Below are 2,518 nucleotides of genomic sequence, written 5' to 3'. Positions count from 1 at the left end.
CTCTAAGGGATAGCGGAGTAGTGTTTACTCCAGTAAAAATCTCGTTGGCGTTTTAAACACGATGGGAAAATTTACAAAAAATAACTTTTTAAATACTTTTAATAAGATTAAAGAGTTTTTTAGACATAATCTTACTAGAAATAACAATGATTTTTCCATGTTGCCCGTTTTTGAACTCGATCGCATTGCCCAAAAAATTAGAAATATTCTTAAAAAACATGGCAGTAGAAAAGACATTATTTTAAAACACAATGAAATCAAAGAAGCCTTTTTTAGCCCGTTCAAACCGCAGTTAAAAAACGCTCAAGTGTTCCTATCGCACTCGCATGCGGATAGAAATAAGGCTTTAGAGGTTAAAGACTATTTGGAAAGCAAGACAAAACGCAAAGTGTTTATCGATTCGCTTTTTTGGGATTATAAAGACGATGTTTTAAACAAATTGGCAAAACACGATGATATAAGTAGGATTAAAGACGCTTTCACGCTTATTCTCAGAGAGTCTTTACAAGATATGATTGAAAAATGCCCTTATTTTGTGTTTTTACAAACAAGAACAGCGTTTCTTTTAATCAAAATCTATTAAAAATCACTTATTCCGCATGGATTTATGAAGAATTAAAAATCGCTCATTCTATTAGTAAGGGCTACTTAACACTTTCGTTCGAACAAGAACAAGGACTTGAAATAAAAATTGAAAATGATATATCGCTATTTTTAGAAAGTTTTGAGACCATAACCCTTAGCGAACTATCACGCACGATCAATTCATAGGAACAAGCATGTTTTTTAAAACTTATCAAAAATTACTGGGCGCGAGCTGTTTGGCGTTGTATTTAGCGGGCTGTGGAGGCGACAGTGGCGAACCATTGGTTGAGGTTGAAAAAAATAGCTTCAATTCTACCGTGAAAATCATTTCTAAAACCGATAACATAGAGATCCAAGATCTAAAGCTCAATCGTGGCAATTGCGAACATGATCAAAATTTCTTGGTAAAGTTAATCCAAGAAACAGCCAATGCACACCTGTTTATATCAGAAAAAGAAAAAGCGATTAAAAACCACCAAGCAGAAATCGCAAGACTTCAAAAAGATTTAGAAGAGCTCACGCAGCATGTGCAACAATCCAATAATCTTGATAAATTGTTAGAAAATGAAGGACTATTCGTTAGTGGCCATGATTATAAATATACAAAAGATGATAATCCAATATATGTTGTTAAGAGGATGCTTGATAACCTTGATAGCTATAAATATGAATCAGACATGCCATATGGGAGTCTATCGATTATTCTAAACGATATAAGAAGCATTATTAAAAACACTAAAAACCCTAAAGACTACCCCTATATCAACCTTAAAGAACTCGAAAAATTAATAGATAGTATTCAGACAGTCGATAGCTTTTTGATTTTGAATGAATATCCTCATAGGGTATCAAAAAAAGGTCTTCAAAGCCTTGCTGAACTAAAATCCATGTGGCCTAGCGTAGGGAAATTTTATTTCGCCTATTTGAAAAAGGCTATCCCTAGACAGGCTAAAGAAGATACTGATGAGCGGATTAGCTCTGAAGAAAAATCTATCAAAGCCATTCAAGTCAAACTAACTGAAGCGATGCAAAATATTGACAAAATGGAAAAACTCATTAAAGATTTAGAAAGCAAGAAAAACACAATGGTGGTGGATTTAAAATTTGGAGAAACTTTCACAGCGCATTATAAATGTCAAAACCTCATAGAAGTTGGAGTCAAAACCGACAAAGGCGCTTGGACTTTTAATTTTGACAGATGAATCAGGCAAACATGGACAATAGCACAGACAGAGAAAAAATCCTTATAGAAGAGCTTAAAATCTTGCAAGGCGTTATCAATAGAATGGCACAAAATTCTTTAGAGTGCAAAAAATGGACACTCGCTCTTGTTGTTGGGGTTTTATCCCTCAAAATAGAGGCAATCTCTCATCTTTATGGGTTATGCGTTTTGGGGGTGTTGTTAGCATGTTTTTATCTTTTAGACGCTTATTATCTCATGCAAGAAAGGCTGTTTAGGGAGCAATACCAATGGCTAATAAAAAACAGACTCAAAACCGATGAAAGGCTGTTTGAAGTCTTTCCTGCTCATCAAACTTGCCGGTGCGTGCTATACTTATGTGCCATGTTTTCGTTTAGCCTTTTCCCTTATTGGGTGTTAGGTTTGTGTTTGGTGGGCTATGGTTTTTATTGTTAATTCTTGTTTCAATGAAGCGTTTGTTATCAAGAGCTTGATTTTAATCAAATGATGAGACTAAATGCATTCAATCATGATCAGATTAAACCCACCCACCCCAACCACCAGCAAGAAATCAAAAACAAGAAACAAAACAAGCAAGAAATGAAGGATAAGATAAAGATAAGGCTTAAGAAATTAAAACCCAAGAAGTAACAAGTAAAACTCCAACACAACAACCACAAACCATAAGCAGTAAAAACCTTAAGAACACAAAAAAACAAGAAGCAAAAAGTCCAAACATAAGAATTAAGAAAG

Annotated in this window: 2 protein-coding genes and 1 pseudogene; all 3 read left to right on the top strand. The window is 34.4% G+C overall.

The features are described 5' to 3' along the window. Positions 1-61 precede the first annotated feature (61 nt). A pseudogene (locus H7O61_RS07715) lies at positions 62-771 on the top strand (TIR domain protein). An 8-nt stretch (positions 772-779) separates the two neighbouring features. Then, positions 780-1,787 (top strand): hypothetical protein, encoded by a 1,008-nt coding sequence (locus H7O61_RS07710; RefSeq protein WP_079358351.1) that lies wholly within the window; start codon positions 780-782, stop codon positions 1,785-1,787. A gap of 11 nt (positions 1,788-1,798) precedes the next feature. After that, positions 1,799-2,221, top strand: coding sequence for a hypothetical protein (locus H7O61_RS07705; protein ID WP_079295358.1), 423 nt, complete (start codon positions 1,799-1,801; stop codon positions 2,219-2,221). Positions 2,222-2,518: the final 297 nt, after the last annotated feature.

Source organism: Helicobacter pylori (assembly GCF_014496965.1).
GTDB lineage: Bacteria > Campylobacterota > Campylobacteria > Campylobacterales > Helicobacteraceae > Helicobacter > Helicobacter pylori_CZ.
Note: the sequence above shows the minus strand (reverse complement) of the source record. Positions and strands in the feature narration are given on the sequence as shown.